Consider the following 15,505-nt stretch of genomic DNA (forward strand, 5'->3'; position numbering starts at 1 on the left):
CGAAGCCCTGCCGGGCAGCATCGGATTCGGTTCAGAACAGGCGTTTTCGCAGCACTCGGGGCAGAAATCACCCGATCGCCAACGGGTTCCGCCTCCGGGAGCGACCGCTCCCGGAGGCCGCGAGGTCAGCGCGGTTCGGGCTGGACCCGGTCGTCCACGAGTACCGACGGGTCCTCGGGAGTACTCGCAATCGTCCGATTCCGGACGAAAAGTCCGAGCAGCGCCAGCAGCAGCAGGCCCAGCAGCAGGTACGGATTGCCGAAGAAGTGCTGCACCGGCGTCCACGGAGGACCGGGGGGCAACGATTTGAACACGGCCGCCAGCACGGTCGCCGAGGTCAGCGCGGTGACGGCGAGCCAGCCCAGGCTGCGCAACCGAACGGAGTAGCCCAGCAGCACCAGCAGTCCCGGGGCGCACCAGACCCAGTGGTCCGACCACGACGTCGGCGAGATCAGCAGCGCGAGCAGCCCGGTGGCCACCGCGCCCAGCACCGGCTCGGTGCGCCGCACCGCGAAGGCCACCACGGCCACGCAGGCCAGCGAGAGCAGCACCCACAGCCCGTTCTGCACCGACGGTGCGAGCTCCAAGCGCGCCAGCCCGCCCATGATCGACTGGTTGGTGTGGAAGGCCGATCCGCTCACGCCGCTCGCCGGTCCCTTGCCGAACCAGTACTCCACCGCGGCCGAGTAGTTCAGCGCGAAGCCGACCAGCGTGCCGAAGGCACCGGTCAGCACGGCGACCACCGCGGCGCGGAAGTCCTTGCGGAACAGCAGGAACAGCAGGAAGGCGGCGGGTGTGAGCTTGATCGCCGCGGCGATGCCGATCAGCACGCCGCGCGGCCAGCGCGGGTTGATCGCCAGGCAGTCGACGATGACCAGCCCCATCAGCACGATGTTGATCTGGCCGAGGCCGAAGGAGGCGTAGACCGGCTCCAGGAACAGCGTCCACGGCAGCAGCGCCATGGCCACCGCCAGCGCGCCGCGCCGCCCGACGGCCGCCCACATGTGCCGCGTGACCAGGTACAACGCCGCACCGATGGCGAGCAGGTCGACGAGGTAGAGCGCGGCCAGCCCGGCGACGAACGGCAGCAGCGCGAACGGCAGCAGCGGCAGCAGCGCGAACGGCGGGTACACCCAGGGCAGCACGCGGCCGATGCTGACCGTCGGGGCGGTGTTCATGATGTCGCCGCCGGCCAGCCAGGTGTGCACGGCCCAGCGGTAGACCTGGTAGTCGATGGCCGAGCCGTCGTCGAGCCCGGCGCGCCGCATGACGAGCAGCAGGACGAAGGAGAGGCCCAGCAGCGGCACCGACGCGATCGTGATGGCGCGCGAGCGCCGCACCACGAAACCGCGCAGCCGGTCCGGAAGTTCGCCGAGGTCGAGCGCAGGATGGCCGGATTTGAACCGCACCGTGGCCAAACTGGAGTCCTCTCGATCAGGCGACCGACGTGGATCACCGGTGCGTGACCGTCCGATCACGCCGCGCTCGCCTGGTCGCGGGAAGTTCTCGTTGAAGAACCGGAAAACTTTATCGCATCGAACCGTCACCCCAGCGCACGGCTCGCCGAGAGCGCAGGGTCACCGGGCGGCTCCGTCGAGCGAGCCCAGCAGCTTGGCCAGCAGCGCGCCCAGCTGGTCGCGCTCGTCGGCCTCCAGCGGGTCGAGCAGCCGCCGCTCCCGGTCGAGGTGATCCGGGAAGAGCCGGTCGATCAGCTCCCGCCCGCGCTCGGTGAGGTGCACGTCGACCTCCCGGCGATCGCGGCGGGAGGCGGTGCGGTTGATCAGCCCTTCCGCCTCCAGCCGGGCGAGCCGCTTGGTGGTGGCCGCGCCGGAGGACAGCGTCTCCCTGGTGAGCTGGCTGGGCCGCAGTCCCCCGTCGGCCCGCCGCAGCGCGCTGAGCACCTCGAACTCCATCCGCGACAGACCGGTCTCGGCGAACGCCGCGGCGTCGAGCTGGTTGATCAGCGCCGCGAGCCGCCGCACCCGGCCGATCACGTCGATCGGGGACATGTCGAGGTCCGGCCACCGCTCGCGCCATTGCGCGCTGATCCGTGCGACTGCGTCGTCCACGGCGCACTCCTTCACGAGTAAATCATCTGGTAATATTTTACTAGTGAACGTTCCTGCCGACCGCACCGAGCCCCAGTCCGCCCTGACCCGCCTGCGCCGGGCGCTGCGCATCCGCGAAGCGCTCCGGTACACGCCGACGGTCGGAGGTGTCGTGGCTCCCGCGCTGCGGGTCGGCGTGTCGTTCGGCGCCCCGATCGCGGTGCTGGTGGCGATCGGCCACCCGGAACTGGTGCCCTTCGCGGCGTTCGGCGCGTTCACCTCGCTGTACTGCCGGGTCGACACCTGGTCCCGCCGCGCACGCCTGCTCCCGCTCATCGCGCTGGGGCTGGTCGTGAGCGTGGCCACGGCAACGATGATCGCCGCCGCCACCGGCAACGCGCTCATCGGGGTCCTGGTGCTCACCGCGATCGCGACGCTGGGCAAGCTGGCCTCCGACGTGCTGGAGTTCGGCCCGCCCGGCGGCCTGATGTTCGTCTTCGCCGCCGGGGCCGCCGCCTACGCCGCGCACGACTGGTCGGGCGTGGGCGCGCACCTCGGGATCATGGTGGCCTCCGCAGCGCTGTCGATGGCGCTGAGCCTGCTCGGCAACCTCCTGCACCCGACCGGCCCGCACCGCGTCGCCACCGCTCGCGCGCTGGTGGCGATCGCCGATCACCTCGACGCGCCGAACCCCGCCACTCGCCACCGCGCGCACCTCGCGGCGCACCGGGCCTCGGCGACATTGCGCGGCAACGGCCGCACCGTCACCGCCCTCCGCGCCCACCTGGCCGACGCCGAACACCTGCTCCACCACCCCGCCGATGCGGAGCACCTGCGCGACCTCGCCCGCAAGCTCCGCCGCGGCCGCATCCCGCGCCCGGCCTCCGCACCCCAGCTCCCGCGGAACTTCCGGCACGCCGGAGCACCGTGGTCGGCGCGGATCTCGCCGTTCCTGCCGAACGCGGGCCGGATGCTGCTCTCGTGCCTGCTCGCCGGGCTGATCACCCTCGCGGTCGGGCTGGACCACGCCTACTGGGCGGTGGTGTCGGCCAGCGCGGCCCTGCAGTCGACCAACGCCACGGACACCTGGCACCGCACGGTGCAGCGCATGACCGGAACGCTCGCCGGAGCGGTGCTGGCGTTCGCGATGTTCGGCTTCCAGCCGAGCCCGCTGGCCATCCTGGTGCTGGTGGTGGTCTGCCAGCTGATCGCCGAGCTGTTCGTCCAGGCCAACTACGCGCTGGGCCTGGTGTTCGTCACGCCGCTGGCCCTCGGGCTGGCTTCGCTGAGCAATCCGGCGGCGCACGACGAGATGATCGTCGAGCGCATCGCCACGACCGTCCTGGGCGCGCTGATCGCCGCGGCGGTGAGCCTGGTCCTGATCAACCGGCAGTCCGCGCGCCGGCTGAACGCGGCCCTCGCCGAGTGCCGCGAAGCCCAGCACGAGCTCGGCGAATCCGACGAGTCCACTGTGGCCGAATCCAGAACCCGGCTCGTGCACGCTGTTTTCGCGCTCCGCAACGCCCACGCGGTCGCCGACGGGGAGCCCCGGCACCGCAACCCCCGCACCCGGGAAGTCCTCGACACCGAGCACGAGGCCTACGAGCTCCTCGCCGCAACAGTCCCAGCCCGCACCGCGAGATAGCCTTTCGCGTGATTCCCCGGACGTATCGCCGCGACGGGTGACCAGCGCGCACGAACAGGCGTCATCGACATCTTTTCCTTGCCGGTGAACGATGTTGCGTGGTTGATTGCCGGAAGTGCTTCCGACGAAGGAGGATTCCATGGGCAAGGGCGACGCCGACCGCGATGGGCAGGGCGATCCCCAGCCGGAGAAGTGGGAGACCTGGGGCTCGAAGGACGACGGCAACAAGCACGAGAGCTGATGAGCGGCTGGCGCGAACGGCTCACCACGCCGCGCGAACAGTTCATCCCGCCCGTGGTGTGGGTCGACGACCCCGCCACGGGCGGTTTCGCCGCGGTCTCGAAGTCCTCGGACGAAACGCGTTGGCGCGCACTGGTCGACGCCGATGAGCCGATCATCACCCAGGTCGACGACGGGCGAACGCCACCTGGCGGCATCGGGCTTCAACCGTCCAGCTCGTGCAGCCAACCATCGCTCGTCGCGGCCATGCTCGACGCACTCGGCGCAGGTGCGGGCCACAAGGTGCTGGAGATCGGCACCGGCACCGGGTGGTGCGCTGCGGAGTTGCGCAGCCGCGTCGGCGAGCACGGCGAGGTCGTCTCGGTGGAAGTCGACCCCCGGATCGCCGAGCGAGCACGCGGCGCGCTGCGGCGAGCGGGCTGCTCCGTCACGGTCATCACGGCGGACGGGATGGACGGATACCTGCCCGCTGCCCCCTACGACCGCGTCATCGCCACCGCATCCGTCCGAGCGGTCCCCCGCGCCTGGCTCGAACAGACTCGCGTCGGCGGCGTCCTGGTCGTGCCGTGGGGAACTGACTACTGCAACGGAACGCTGCTGCGCCTGGAAGTCGGCGAGGACGGTTCCGCATCCGGCCGGTGCGGGATGAACCTGGCGTTCATGCGAGTCCGGGAACAACGCCGGAACTACCTCGAACCGAGCCCTGCCGAGCTCCGTTCAGCGCAGCGGAGCACGACGACGCGCAGCATCGCGGAGCTGTACGAGATGATCGCGTACTCGCGTGCGGCCTTCGCGATCGGTCTCCGGGTACCCCGCTGTTACCGCACCGCGGAAGAGCTGACCCCGGACCACCGACGCATCGAACTCCACGACACCACCTCGAACTCCTGGGCCCGGGTGGACCTGACCCGCGGTGCGGAGAAGTCCGACGTCCTCCAATTCGGCCCCCGCCGACTGTGGAACGAAGCCGACGCGGCATACGACTGGTGGCTGACCGCAGGCCGCCCCGGGCCACAGCGCTTCGGCCTCACGATCTCCCCCGAAGGTGACCACACGACCTGGATCGACACACCCACCAGCGCCACCAGCTGGCTCGTTGCAGGACCTCAGAGCTGATGTCCCGCTCTCAGTTCCGATGCGCGCCGTCCGTCCAAGTGGACATCGGAACTGAGCTACTGGTGGTTGCCGAAGGCTCGCAGGAAGGTCTCGACCGCGTTGACGGTGACTTCGCGCTGCTCGGCTTGGGGGATCTTCCGCGTTCCCAGCCGGGCGCGGTTCTCCAGCGCGCCAGTGAGCAGGGCGCCGAATTGCTCGGCGGCGATCGCCGGGTCGCCGTCGAGCACCAGCCTGCCGGCCAAGGCCAGCTTGGCCAGTCGAGCGGCCAACGCGTCGTTGACGCGATCGGCGGCCCTCTCCCGGACGATGTCGAGCAGCTCCGGCCGGCTCGCCGAGCGCAGCAGTCGCCGCAGTGCCTCGGATCGCTCATCGCAGTAGCACTCGGCGAGCCTGAGGCCGGTCTCGGTCAGCATCGCGGCGAGATCGCCGCTGCCGTCGAGGAGCTCGACCGCAGCGAGGTTGCGGGCCAGCGCCTGGTCGGACAGGGCGGCGATCACTTCCCGGAAGAGGCTCTCCTTGTCGCCGAAGTGGTTGTAGATCGTGTGCTTGGCGACCCCCGCCTCGGTGGCGATCGCGTCGACGCCCGCCAGGTGGTACCCGTCCCTGGAGAAGATGGTGAACGCGGCGTCCAGGATTGCTTGCCGCTTGTCGATCCGCCCCGTGCGGCTGCCCGGCCTCGTTCCACGCACGGGACAACCATAGCTTCCGCACTCGCCCGTACGTTATATTGCACTCATCAGTGCAATTTTGGGTCAGGGGGAGCCGATGATCATCAGCCTGCTGCGGTTCAGCTTCAAGCCCGACGTCACCGAGGAGGAGAAGGCGGAGGCGCTGGCCGCCATGCGGCGCACCGCGTCGGTCGAGTCGACGGTGTTCTCCACGGTCGGTCGAGACCTCGGGGACCCGGCGGAGGGCTTCACCCATGCCTCCGTGACGGCGATCCCCGACCTGGCCGCGCTTGAGCGGTACATGCACGATCCGGTGCACGTGAAGGGCGACGAGTACATCCTGCCGCGATTGGCCAAGCAGTCCGCAGTGCGCCTGTCCGACGACCTGGACCCCGAGCTGTCGCAGAAGATCTACGCGATCTACGCGCGGAAGGTCGAGACAGATCCTGCCTGGGGCCGCGAGGTGGAAGCGCTCTTCGCCGCCGCGGGGACGAAACCCACGCTCGAAGGCCCCGACGCCTGACAGCGGCGGGGCCGCACGTCCCATCCCGACCGCCGGGCTCGTGCCTGCGTGAGACCCCGCACCCGTCGGCACCGACCCCTGAGCACGAACCGAGAACGGTGGAGGACGTCTTGACGGCGTCCTCCACCGCTGGGGCTCACTTGGGTTCGAGGACGAAGACCGGGATCTGGCGGTCGGTCTTCTGCTGGTACTCGGCGTAGGCCGGGTAGGCGGCGACCGCTCGCTCCCACCACTCGGCGCGTTCCTCGCCGTCGACCTCTCGTGCGACGAAGTCCTTGGTCACGGTCCCGTCCTGCAGGCGGAACTCCGGGTGCGCCTTGATGTTGTAGTACCAGGTGGGGTGCTCCGGTGCGCCGCCCTTGGAGGCCACGACCGCGTAGCGGCCGCCGTGCTCCACCCGCATCACCGGGGTGTAGCGCAGCTTGCCGCTCTTCGCGCCGCGCAGCGTCATCAGCACGATCGGCGAGCCCTGGATCTCGATGCCCTCGGTGGTCCCGGTCTCCAGGACCCGCTTGGTCTGCTCCTGCACCCAGTCGGTGGGGCTGAACTCAACGTCTGACATGTCCACCGGCAACGCACCTCCGGCCACCGCCATTCCTGGGCAGCCGCACCTGGCCCCGATCGGAGGACCACCAGTGCGTCCGGAGGAGTGCCCGGGCGGCGGCGCTCAGCTCTCCGGGTCGAGGTGGTAGAGCTCGGGGAGGTTGACCACGACCGCTTCCTGGGTGCTGCGGGCGATCACCACCACCGCCGGGTTGTCCGGGTCCGGGTTCTCCTCGCGGTGCGGGACGAAGGGCGGGACGAAGATGTAGTCGCCCGGCCCGGTCTTGATGCGGACCTCCTCGGCACCGTCGTGGAAGACGAACTCCGGGTTGCCGCCGACCACGTGGATCGCCGTTTCCGACTCGCCGTGGTGGTGGTTGTCCGAGGCCGTCGACGGGGCCACGTGGGTCTCGCCCATCCAGATCCGCTCCGAGCCGACCAGGTCACCGCTGATCGCGGCCAGCCGCCGCATGCCCTCCGTCTGCGCGGTGTTCTTGTCCAGGTCGGCGGCCCGGACGTGGTGCAGCCGGGTGCGCAGCGCGGCGCGCTGCGCCTCGGGCACCGGCGTGGACAGGTCCGGGTGGAAAGCGTCGTGCTGGGTCATCTGCGTCCTTCCTCGCGCCTGTGCACCGAGGTAACCCCACCGACCACCGCGCGCACAACCTCCGCCGGCGGAGGGTCGAGGACACGCGCGCGAAGTCGACGTAATCTCGTGTCGTCCGGACACCGTCCGGATCACGCCGCTGCCCTCGACCGGGCAGCAGCCGGTGGACCGACTTCGCGGATTGGGAGTACCGATGCGGCACGTGCACCCCGCTGACCTCGACGTTCGGCTGAGCGCGGCGGGTGGTCGAGCGTGATCGAGGAACTGCTGCCCGCCGAGGTCAGCTGCGCGGAGACCGTCACCGACCCGCCGGAGGTGGACCTCTTCCCGGAGGAGGAGGAGATCATCGCCCGCGCGGTGGGCAAGCGCCGCCGGGAGTTCAGCACCGCCCGCTGGTGCGCGCGCCAGGCGCTGGACCGCATCGGCGTCGCGCCGGTGCCGCTGCTGCCCGGTGAGCGCGGCGCGCCGCAGTGGCCTGCGGGGGTCGTCGGCAGCATCACGCACTGCGCGGGCTACCGGGCCGCCGTCGTCGCCCACCAGGAGAAGGTGCAGTCGCTCGGCATCGACGCCGAACCGCACGAAGCGCTGCCCGACGGCGTGCTCGACGCGGTGTCGCTGCCGACCGAGCGCACCCACCTCACCGAACTGTCCACAGCGGACCCCACCCGCCACTGGGACCGGATCCTGTTCAGCTGCAAGGAAACGGTCTACAAGACCTGGTACCCGATCACCCGGGAGTGGCTGGGCTTCGAGGACGCCCGCCTGGAGCTCCGCCCGGACGGCACCTTCACGGCCGGCCTCATCAAGACCGGAGCGGACCAGGCGGGCCGTCCGCTGACCGCGTTCACCGGCCGCTGGCTGGTAGCCAACGACCTCATCCTCACCGCGATAGCCTTCCCGGCCTCCTGAACGCAGGCTTTCGGCGAAGTCCGGTCGGGCCGGTGCGGGGCGGCAGTTGTGCCGGAAACTGACGCCCCGCACCGGAACGTCCGGTCAGTTTCAGGCACAACTGCCGCACGACCCCGCCCGGGACGACTTTGCCGGAGCTCTGCCTCCCGACCGGGCGACGCCCGGAATTGCGGGTGACGAAAGAGCGGTACCGCCGATAGGAATGCGCAATCGCGGGATTCGCATTTCTGACGGCCCGGGCGGATGTGCCGGAATAGCGCCGACCGGTGCGATTCGGGCCACGGGCCGCGGTGCTACGCTTCGCGGAACCGCCGACCGGATCGCACCGGTCGGCGTTTTTCCGCTTTCGTGCCGGAGTCCGGCACCTTTCCAGGAGGAGAACTTCGTGGAACAGATCGAAGACCGCGCGGTGGCCACTCTCGAGATGATGCGGGAGCAGGTCATCCCGAATTCACCTTTCACCTCCTTCCTCCGCACCGAGGTCATTTCGTGCGCGGACGGCGCGGCCGAACTGGTGGTGCCGATCCGCAAGGAGCTGACCCAGCACCACGGGTTCGCGCACGGGGCGATCGTCGGCTGCGTGGCCGACAACGCGTGCGCGTGGGCCGCGGCTTCGGCCGTCGGCGACGTCGTCACCACCGAGTACAAGCTCCACCTGCTGGCGCCCGCCGTCGGGGAGAAGCTGATCGGGCGCGGTCGGGTGATCAAGGCTTCGGCGCGGTTGGTGATCGCCGCGGCCGATGTCTTCACCGCCACCGGCGACCGGGAGAAGCACGTCGCCACCATGCTGGCCACCATCATGCCGGTCGGGAAACCGGCGAAGTCCTGAAAGGGGTTCCAGCGGATTCGGCAATCGTGCGATTGGCATTCTTCACCGCTTGTGACAAGGCGGAACCGATCACCTAGCTTTGTGGCGCACACGTGCTCGCCACTACCTTCGGGGTTGAGATGGCTGGAAGAGAATCCGAGCCCACCGCGGAACCAATCGAACCTGAATCCGGCGCTCAAGCACGGGAACCGCGCCGGAAGACCATCAGCAACGCCTACGTGCACCGATTGCAGCGGCGCCACTTCCTGCTGTTCGACGTGCTGCCGATCTTCGGCACCGCTGCCGCAATCGCATTCCTCTGGGTCCACCCGTTCGGCGTGACCGAGCTGGTGCTGCTGCTGTCGATGTGGATCGTCACCGGACTCGGCATCAGCGTCGGCTACCACCGCCTGTTCACGCACCGCTCCTTCAAGGCGTCGCCGGCGGTGTCCACCGCGCTCGCGGTGGCCGGGTCGATGGCCGGTCAGGGCGGCGTGGTGTCCTGGGTCGCGCTGCACCGGCGCCACCACGAGTGCAGCGACCGCGAGGGCGACCCGCACTCGCCGAACCTGGCCGGCGAGGGCTGGAAGGGGCGTCTTCGCGGCCTGATGCACTCGCACTTCCTGTGGATGCGCCGCCACGAGTACCCGAACGTCGTGCACTACGCGCCCGATCTGCTCAAGAACCGCTCGCTGGTCCGGGTCGCCCGTCTGTACTACTACTGGATCGTGCTCGGGCTGCTGATCCCGGCGGTCATCGGCGGTCTGGTGTACCAGAGCTGGACCGGTGCGGTGAGCGGCCTGTTCTGGGGCGGTCTCGTGCGCATCTTCGTGCTGGAGCACATCGTGTGGGCGATCAACTCGTTCCTGCACATGTTCGGCACGCGCCCCTACGAGTCCAGGGAGCGCAGCGGCAACGGCGGGATCTTCGCGCTGATCACCTTCGGCGAGGCCTGGCACAACAACCACCACGCGTTCCCCGAATCACCGTCCTTCGGACTGGACTGGTACCGGCTCGACCCCGGGTACTGGCTGGTCAAGGGACTTCAGGCCACCGGCCTGGTCTGGGACCTGAAGGTCCCGTCGGAGAGCAGGCGCGAGGCCAAGCGGATCACCAGGAACGACCGGCCCGCGGCCGGCGCAGCGGCATAGGGAGACGAGAGTTCAATGCCTGCCCAGGAATCCATCGTCCAGTGGTGCCAGCACTACGTCGCGCAGCTGCTCGACGTGCCGCCCGCCGAGATCGACCCGGAGGCCGACTTCGACCGCCTCGGGCTGGATTCGGCGCTCGCCGTCTCCCTGCTGATCGAGATCGAGCACGAGTACGGCATCGACCTGCCGCCCGAGGAGCTGTTCGACAACCCGACCATCAACGCGGTCGCGGCGTACCTGCTGGCGCACACGCAGAACTCCGTGGCGTGATCATGGCGGCCCCGGACGTCCGCGCGACCCAGGCGGCAGCCGCCATCCGGCACCACTACGACGTGGGCAACGACTTCTTCGGCCTGTGGCTGGATCCTTCGCTGACCTACTCGTGCGCCCTGCGGCACGCGCCGGAGGACACCCTGGAGGTCGCACAGCAGCAGAAGCTGCGCTACCACCTCGACGCGATCCGCGCGGACGACGCCACCAGCGTCCTGGACATCGGCTGCGGCTGGGGTTCGGTCCTCGGCCTGCTGTCCGGGACGCGCGGGGTCCAGCGGTCCGTCGGCCTCACCCTGAGCGACGAGCAGGCCGCCTTCATCCGGAGCAAGCACCACCTTGGTGTCGAGGTGCACACGCAGAACTGGACGCACTTCGAACCGGGCACCCGATTCGACGGGATCATCTCCATCGGGGCCTTCGAGCACTTCGCCACGCCGGAGGAGTCCGCTGCCGAGAAGATCGGCCTGTACCGCGAGTTCTTCACGCGGTGCCGGGACTGGCTCAGCGACGACGGCGCGCTGTCGCTGCAGACCATCGCCTACGCCAACATGTCCCGCGACCAGGCCAGCGAGTTCATCCAGCAGTCGATCTTCCCGGACGCGGACCTGCCGACGCTCGCCGAGATCACCGCCGCCGCCGACGGCGTCTTCGAGGTGCAGTCGGTGAGCAACGGCAGGCTCGACTACGCCTGGACGTGCGAGCAGTGGGCGCACCGGCTCCGGCAGCGCCGCGCCGAAGCGGTCGAGCTGGTCGGGCCCGAGGTCACCGCCCGCTACGAGCGCTACCTGAAGCTGTCCGCGCTCGGCTTCCGGATGGGCAAGATCTGCCTGCTGCGGCTCGTGCTCCGGCCCTACCGCACGAGCTACTTCCGGTCGGCCCGGTGACGGCGCGACCCGGCCGGACCGGCGAGGCCACTGCCCCGCCGGTCCGGTTCAACCCCTTCAGCGCCGGGTTCCGGCGCGATCCGTACCCCGTCTACCGGCGGCTCCGCGAGGCCCAACCGGTGCACCGGACGATGGGCATGTGGGTGCTGACGCGCCACGCCGAGGTGCAGGCCGTGCTGCGCGACCGGACCTTCAGCGCCGGGCTCATCCCGGAGCTGATCGACCGGCAGGCGAGCCGCCTCGGCAGGCACGACCTGGCGCGGATCCGGCGGCTGGCCCGCAAGTCCCTGGTGTTCACCGACAATCCCGACCACGCGCGGCTGCGCGGGCTGGTGAACCGGGTGTTCACCGGGCCCGCGATCGCCGGGCTCCGCCCGCTGGTCACCGACGCCGCGGAGCGGCTGGTGCGCGAGGCGTGGGACGACGGCGGCATGGACGCCATCGCCGACTTCGCCGCACCGCTGCCGAACGCGGTCCTGTCCGGCTGGATGGCGCTGCCCGCTCACCTGCGCGGGCAGGTCGGCCGGTGGACGCACGACATCCGGTTCCTGCTCGAACCGGGGCTGATGACCGCCGCGGACTTCGCGCGCGTGCACGAGGTGGTCGAGGCCTTCGCCGGTGAGCTCGCGGCGGTGGTCGCCCACCGGCGGTGCAGGCCGGGCGAGGACCTGATCAGCGAGTTGCTGGCGGTGCGGACGGGCGGCGGCGACCGGCTCGCCGACGAGGAAGTCGTCTTCACCTGCATGATGTGCTTCGTCGCGGGCAGCGAAACCACGAAATCCCTGATCGGCAACGCGCTTCTGGCCCTGCTCCAGCACCCGGAGCAGGACGCTCTGCTGCGCCGCGAACCGGAACGCGCCCAGGACGCCGTCGCCGAGGCGTTGCGCTACGACAGCCCGCTCCAGCAGACCAAGCGCGTGGCGACGCGGGACGTCGAGATCGGCGGCGAGCGGGTTCCCGCGGGTGACCAGGTCCTGCTGTGCCTCGGTGCCGCGAACCGCGATCCCGCGCGCTTCGACCGGCCGGAGGAGTTCGACATCACCCGCGACGCGCGCGGCCACCTGGCCTTCGGCCACGGCATGCACGGGTGCCTGGGCGGGCTGCTGGCCGAACTGCAGGCCGAAGTCGCGTTCGGGTGCCTGTACCGGCGCCCGGAGTTCCTGGAACCGGACGCGGCCGAGCTCGAATGGCACGACCACAGCTTCATCGTCCGGGGGCTGAAGCGGCTCCCGGTCTCGGTGCGCGGGTGAGAACGCCGCGCACCGGCGAGTACGACGGCGGAGGACGCGCCGGGAGAGAGAAGGAAGACGTGCCGCACACACCACCACCGCTTCCCGAGATCCTGCAGCACCGCGCCGCCTTCGAAGCCGACCGGCGGGCGTACGCGTTCCTCGACGAGCACGGGCAGGAGACGTCGGTCCTGACCTATCGCGACCTGCACGAGCGGGCTCTCGGCGTCGCCGGGCGGCTGCGCAGGCACTGCCGGCCCGGTGACCGGGCGCTGCTGCTGTTCCCGCCGGGGCTGGACTTCATCGTCGCCTACTTCGCCTGCCTGTACGCGCACGTCGTCGCGGTGCCGGTGAGCCCGCCGCGCGCGAGGCGGGTGCAGGAGGCGACGCGGAGCATCATCCGGGACAGCGAGCCCGCCGCGGTGCTCACCGTCACCACCATGATGGAAGCCGTGGAGCCCGAGCTGGGGGCGCTCTGCGAGGCCGCGCCCTGGCTCCCCCTCGACCAGCTGAAGCTCAGCGCCTACACCGATTTCCGGCCCGAGCCCTGCGCACCGGACTCGCTGGCGTTCCTCCAGTACACCTCGGGTTCCACCGCAGCCCCGAAGGGCGTCATGGTGTCGCACCGGAACCTCTCGGCGAACCAGGAGATGATCCGGCGCGCGTTCGGCCACGACGAGCGCTCGACGTTCGTCGGCTGGACGCCGATGTACCACGACATGGGGCTGATCGGGAACGTCCTGCAGCCGATGTACCTCGGCGTGACCAGCCACCTGATGGCACCCGAGGCGTTCATCCGGCGCCCGCTGAGCTGGCTGGCGGCGATCTCCCGGTACCGCGCGCACACCAGCGGCGGACCGAACTTCGCCTTCGACGCCTGCGTCGCGCACGCCGCCAGGAGCGGTGTCCCGGACCTGGACCTGAGCTGCTGGCAGGTCGCCTTCAACGGCGCCGAGCCCATCCGGCACGAGACGTTGCGCCGGTTCACCGAGACCTTCGCCCCGTTCGGGTTCAGCGGGAATGCGCACTACACCTGCTACGGCGCGGCCGAGGCGACCCTGCTGGCCTCCGGCAGCACGAAGGGCGAGGGACCGCGCACCGTGGAGGTGGATGCCGAGGCGCTCGGAGGGCAGCGCGTCGTCGAGGCCGCCGGCGGCCAGCCGCTCGTGGGGTCCGGGCGGGCCGTGCCGGGCGGTGAGCTGCGGATCGTGGACCCGGAGACCGCGCTGCCCTGCCCGCCGGGCCGGATCGGCGAGATCTGGATCGCCGGGGACCACGTCGCCACCGGCTACTGGCGGCGTCCCGAGCAGAGCGCGGCGACCCTCCGGGCGCGGTGCGCGGGCGAAACCGGCGGCAGCTACCTGCGTTCCGGCGACCTCGGCGTGCTGATCGACGACGAGCTGTACGTGGTGGGCAGGCTGAAGGACGTGATCATCATCCGGGGCCGGAACCACTACCCGCACGACATCGAGCACACGGTGCAGTCGGCGCATCCGGCGTTGCAGCCCACCGCGGGCGCGGCGTTCGCGGTTCCCGGTTCCGGCGGCGAGAAGCTGGTCGTCGTGCAGGAGGTCCGGCGCGATCGGCTGGGCGAGGACGCGGCGGAGGTCGCCGCCTCGGTCCGGCAGGCGATCGTGCGGGAGCACGAGCTCTCCCCCGGCGAGGTGGTGCTGGTCCTGCCGGGTCAGCTCCAGAAGACCAGCAGCGGGAAGATCATGCGCAGCGCCGCGAAGCAGCGCTACCTGGAATCCGGTTACGACGTCTGGGCGCCCGCGCCGGTCGCCTGAGCAGCGAGAATCCCCGCGGAGAACCTGCTCCGCGGGGATTCTCGCTTTCACAGGTCCAGGGTGAGCCGGCTCGACCGGGAGCGGGACACGCAGATCATCATGGTCTTGCCGGATTCCTTCTCCTCGTCGGAGAGGATCGAGTCGCGGTGGTCGACCTCGCCGCCGAGCACGGTCGTCTCGCACGTCGCGCAGGTGCCCTCGCGGCACGAGGACGGGACGTCCAGCCCGGCCCGGCCCAGAGCGTCCAGAACGGACTGATCGGCACCGACCCGGACGCTGCGGCCGCTGCTCTGGATCAGCACCTCGAACGGCTGATCCGCGGCCGGGTCACCGGCGACCTCGCGGGGGTGGAAGCGCTCGACGCGCAACCGGTCGGAATCCCTTCCCCGCCAGGCGTTCTCGATCGCCGTCAGCAGTGCCTCCGGACCGCAGCAGTAGACCAGCGCGTCGTCGCCCGCGGACCGCACGATCTCGGTCAGCGGCAGCAGTCCCGACTCGTCCTCGGGGTGCAGGACCACCTTGTCCCCGTAGCGCGCCAGCTCGCCGAGGAAGGCCATCCGGGAGCGGTTTCGGCCGCCGTAGTGCAGCCGCCACCGCGCTCCGCTGTCCTCGGCTCGCCGGATCATCGGCAGCAGCGGGGTGATGCCGATCCCGCCCGCGACGAACACGTAGCGCTCGGCGCTGCGGAGCGGGAAGTTGTTGCGCGGTGCGGAAGCCTCCAGCACGGCTCCGGCGCGGACCTCGTCGTGCAGGTGGGCCGAGCCGCCCCGGCCACCGGGTTCGCGCAGGACGCCGACCCGCCACCGCCCGCGCTCGGCGGGATCACCGCACAGCGAGTACTGCCGGATCATGCCTCCGGGCAGGTGCAGGTCCACGTGCGCGCCGGGAGTCCACTCCGGCAGGTCCGCGCCGGATTCCCCGACGAGCACGAACGACCTGGTGTCCTCGGCTTCGAGTTCGGTCTCGGCCACGCGCACCCGCAGGGTCTGCGCGGCCGCTTGCTTCTCGGGCACTGTGGGTGTCCTCCAGGATCACGACGAAGGGTGGTGGCCGTGGCACGGGACCGGGCCCGTGCCA

General features: G+C 70.5%; 16 protein-coding genes. 10 read left to right on the plus strand and 6 right to left on the minus strand.

What is annotated here, in order from left to right; all coding sequences use genetic code 11:
* Positions 1–125: 125 nt before the first annotated feature.
* Positions 126–1,409 (minus strand): glycosyltransferase family 87 protein, encoded by a 1,284-nt coding sequence (locus OU416_RS30175; protein WP_270930441.1) that lies wholly within the window; start codon positions 1,407–1,409, stop codon positions 126–128.
* A gap of 168 nt (positions 1,410–1,577) precedes the next feature.
* Entirely contained in the window at positions 1,578–2,069 is a 492-nt protein-coding gene (locus OU416_RS30180) for a MarR family winged helix-turn-helix transcriptional regulator (RefSeq protein WP_270930442.1), read from the minus strand.
* A 43-nt stretch (positions 2,070–2,112) separates the two neighbouring features.
* Between OU416_RS30180 and OU416_RS30185 the strand changes: the two genes are divergently transcribed.
* Both OU416_RS30185 and OU416_RS30190 read left to right on the plus strand, forming a co-directional pair.
* A complete protein-coding gene (locus OU416_RS30185; RefSeq protein ID WP_270930443.1) occupies positions 2,113–3,693 on the plus strand; it encodes an FUSC family protein in 1,581 nt (526 codons plus the stop codon).
* A 240-nt stretch (positions 3,694–3,933) separates the two neighbouring features.
* Positions 3,934–5,049, plus strand: a complete 1,116-nt coding sequence (locus tag OU416_RS30190; protein WP_270930444.1) for a methyltransferase domain-containing protein — start codon at positions 3,934–3,936, stop codon at positions 5,047–5,049.
* 56 nt (positions 5,050–5,105) lie between these two features.
* Here OU416_RS30190 and OU416_RS30195 read toward each other — a convergent pair whose 3' ends face one another.
* Complete coding sequence (locus tag OU416_RS30195; RefSeq protein ID WP_270930445.1) at positions 5,106–5,738, minus strand: TetR/AcrR family transcriptional regulator; 633 nt, start codon at positions 5,736–5,738, stop codon at positions 5,106–5,108.
* Between the two features lie 76 nt (positions 5,739–5,814).
* On the opposite strand from OU416_RS30195, the gene OU416_RS30200 reads away from it, so the two are divergent.
* Positions 5,815–6,240, plus strand: coding sequence for a Dabb family protein (locus OU416_RS30200; RefSeq protein WP_270930446.1), 426 nt, complete (start codon positions 5,815–5,817; stop codon positions 6,238–6,240).
* A 136-nt stretch (positions 6,241–6,376) separates the two neighbouring features.
* Here the strand turns inward: OU416_RS30200 and OU416_RS30205 are convergent, their stop codons facing one another.
* Together OU416_RS30205 and OU416_RS30210 are read right to left on the minus strand one after the other, a co-directional pair.
* Entirely contained in the window at positions 6,377–6,802 is a 426-nt protein-coding gene (locus tag OU416_RS30205; RefSeq protein ID WP_270930447.1) for a nitroreductase family deazaflavin-dependent oxidoreductase, read from the minus strand.
* Positions 6,803–6,907: 105 nt separating this feature from the next.
* Positions 6,908–7,387: a cupin domain-containing protein gene (locus tag OU416_RS30210; RefSeq protein WP_270930448.1), complete on the minus strand. Its 480-nt coding sequence runs from the start codon at positions 7,385–7,387 to the stop codon at positions 6,908–6,910.
* A 252-nt stretch (positions 7,388–7,639) separates the two neighbouring features.
* On the opposite strand from OU416_RS30210, the gene OU416_RS30215 reads away from it, so the two are divergent.
* The 7 genes from OU416_RS30215 to OU416_RS30245 all read left to right on the plus strand — a co-directional run bounded on the left by OU416_RS30215 (position 7,640) and on the right by OU416_RS30245 (position 14,428).
* Complete coding sequence (locus tag OU416_RS30215) at positions 7,640–8,296, plus strand: 4'-phosphopantetheinyl transferase family protein (protein WP_270930449.1); 657 nt, start codon at positions 7,640–7,642, stop codon at positions 8,294–8,296.
* Positions 8,297–8,681: 385 nt separating this feature from the next.
* Positions 8,682–9,125 (plus strand): PaaI family thioesterase, encoded by a 444-nt coding sequence (locus tag OU416_RS30220; protein ID WP_270930450.1) that lies wholly within the window; start codon positions 8,682–8,684, stop codon positions 9,123–9,125.
* Positions 9,126–9,343: 218 nt separating this feature from the next.
* Positions 9,344–10,255 (plus strand): acyl-CoA desaturase, encoded by a 912-nt coding sequence (locus tag OU416_RS30225; protein ID WP_270930451.1) that lies wholly within the window; start codon positions 9,344–9,346, stop codon positions 10,253–10,255.
* Positions 10,256–10,270: 15 nt separating this feature from the next.
* Positions 10,271–10,525, plus strand: a complete 255-nt coding sequence (locus OU416_RS30230) for an acyl carrier protein (protein WP_270930452.1) — start codon at positions 10,271–10,273, stop codon at positions 10,523–10,525.
* A 2-nt stretch (positions 10,526–10,527) separates the two neighbouring features.
* Complete coding sequence (locus tag OU416_RS30235) at positions 10,528–11,412, plus strand: SAM-dependent methyltransferase (protein WP_270930453.1); 885 nt, start codon at positions 10,528–10,530, stop codon at positions 11,410–11,412.
* Positions 11,409–12,662: a cytochrome P450 gene (locus tag OU416_RS30240; RefSeq protein WP_270930454.1), complete on the plus strand. Its 1,254-nt coding sequence runs from the start codon at positions 11,409–11,411 to the stop codon at positions 12,660–12,662. Before OU416_RS30235 ends, OU416_RS30240 begins: the two co-directional genes overlap by 4 nt.
* Positions 12,659–14,428, plus strand: a complete 1,770-nt coding sequence (locus OU416_RS30245) for a fatty acyl-AMP ligase (protein ID WP_270930455.1) — start codon at positions 12,659–12,661, stop codon at positions 14,426–14,428. Before OU416_RS30240 ends, OU416_RS30245 begins: the two co-directional genes overlap by 4 nt.
* A gap of 47 nt (positions 14,429–14,475) precedes the next feature.
* Here the strand turns inward: OU416_RS30245 and OU416_RS30250 are convergent, their stop codons facing one another.
* Positions 14,476–15,441: a PDR/VanB family oxidoreductase gene (locus tag OU416_RS30250; protein WP_270930456.1), complete on the minus strand. Its 966-nt coding sequence runs from the start codon at positions 15,439–15,441 to the stop codon at positions 14,476–14,478.
* Positions 15,442–15,505 lie beyond the last annotated feature (64 nt).

This window comes from Saccharopolyspora indica, assembly GCF_027853965.1.
GTDB lineage: Bacteria > Actinomycetota > Actinomycetes > Mycobacteriales > Pseudonocardiaceae > Saccharopolyspora > Saccharopolyspora indica.

Coding starts and splice junctions, on each gene's coding strand:
- OU416_RS30190 (WP_270930444.1), top strand. CDS start 3,934: ATGAGCGGCTGGCGCGAACGGCTCACCACGCCGCGCGAACAGTTCATC.
- OU416_RS30200 (WP_270930446.1), top strand. CDS start 5,815: ATGATCATCAGCCTGCTGCGGTTCAGCTTCAAGCCCGACGTCACCGAG.
- OU416_RS30205 (WP_270930447.1), bottom strand. CDS start 6,802: ATGTCAGACGTTGAGTTCAGCCCCACCGACTGGGTGCAGGAGCAGACC.
- OU416_RS30210 (WP_270930448.1), bottom strand. CDS start 7,387: ATGACCCAGCACGACGCTTTCCACCCGGACCTGTCCACGCCGGTGCCC.
- OU416_RS30230 (WP_270930452.1), top strand. CDS start 10,271: ATGCCTGCCCAGGAATCCATCGTCCAGTGGTGCCAGCACTACGTCGCG.
- OU416_RS30235 (WP_270930453.1), top strand. CDS start 10,528: ATGGCGGCCCCGGACGTCCGCGCGACCCAGGCGGCAGCCGCCATCCGG.